The following is a 1,415-nucleotide window of genomic DNA, read 5'->3' on the forward strand; positions in this document are numbered from 1 at the left end:
ATACATGCAAGTCGAGCGGACTTTAGGGAGAACTTGTTCTCCTTTGAAGTTAGCGGCGAACGGGTGAGTAACACGTGGGCAACCTGCCCTGTAGATTGGGATAACATCGAGAAATCGGTGCTAATACCGGATGATAGCGTTTATGCGCATGCATRAACGCTRAAAGATGGCCTTTGGCTATCACTACAGGATGGGCCCGCGGCGCATTAGCTAGTTGGTRAGGTAACGGCTTACCAAGGCGACGATGCGTAGCCGACCTGAGAGGGTGATCGGCCACACTGGGACTGAGACACGGCCCAGACTCCTACGGGAGGCAGCAGTAGGGAATCTTCCGCAATGGACGAAAGTCTGACGGAGCAACGCCGCGTGAGTGATGAAGGGTTTCGGCTCGTAAAGCTCTGTTGTTAGGGAAGAACAAGTGCTATTCAAATAGGATGGCACCTTGACGGTACCTAACCAGAAAGCCACGGCTAACTACGTGCCAGCAGCCGCGGTAATACGTAGGTGGCAAGCGTTGTCCGGAATTATTGGGCGTAAAGCGCGCGCAGGCGGTCTTTTAAGTCTGATGTGAAAGCCCCCGGCTCAACCGGGGAGGGTCATTGGAAACTGGGAGACTTGAGTACAGAAGAGGAGAGTGGAATTCCACGTGTAGCGGTGAAATGCGTAGATATGTGGAGGAACACCAGTGGCGAAGGCGACTCTCTGGTCTGTAACTGACGCTGAGGCGCGAAAGCGTGGGGAGCAAACAGGATTAGATACCCTGGTAGTCCACGCCGTAAACGATGAGTGCTAGGTGTTAGGGGTTTCGATGCCCTTAGTGCCGAAGTTAACACATTAAGCACTCCGCCTGGGGAGTACGACCGCAAGGTTGAAACTCAAAGGAATTGACGGGGGCCCGCACAAGCAGTGGAGCATGTGGTTTAATTCGAAGCAACGCGAAGAACCTTACCAGGTCTTGACATCCTTTGACCGCTCTAGAGATAGAGTCTTCCCCTTCGGGGGACAAAGTGACAGGTGGTGCATGGTTGTCGTCAGCTCGTGTCGTGAGATGTTGGGTTAAGTCCCGCAACGAGCGCAACCCTTGATCTTAGTTGCCAGCATTTAGTTGGGCACTCTAAGGTGACTGCCGGTGACAAACCGGAGGAAGGTGGGGATGACGTCAAATCATCATGCCCCTTATGACCTGGGCTACACACGTGCTACAATGGATGGTACAAAGGGCAGCGAAGCCGCGAGGTGAAGCCAATCCCATAAAGCCATTCTCAGTTCGGATTGTAGGCTGCAACTCGCCTACATGAAGCCGGAATTGCTAGTAATCGCGGATCAGCATGCCGCGGTGAATACGTTCCCGGGCCTTGTACACACCGCCCGTCACACCACGAGAGTTTGTAACACCCGAAGTCGGTGGGGTAACC

1 rRNA gene is annotated in these 1,415 nt (G+C 53.8%); it reads left to right on the plus strand.

What is annotated here, in order from left to right:
* Positions 1-1,415, plus strand: a 16S ribosomal RNA gene (locus tag ACERJO_RS20925); the annotation flags it as partial.

The sequence above is a fragment of the Halalkalibacter sp. AB-rgal2 genome, from assembly GCF_041821005.1.
Taxonomy (GTDB): Bacteria; Bacillota; Bacilli; order Bacillales; family Bacillaceae_D; genus Halalkalibacter.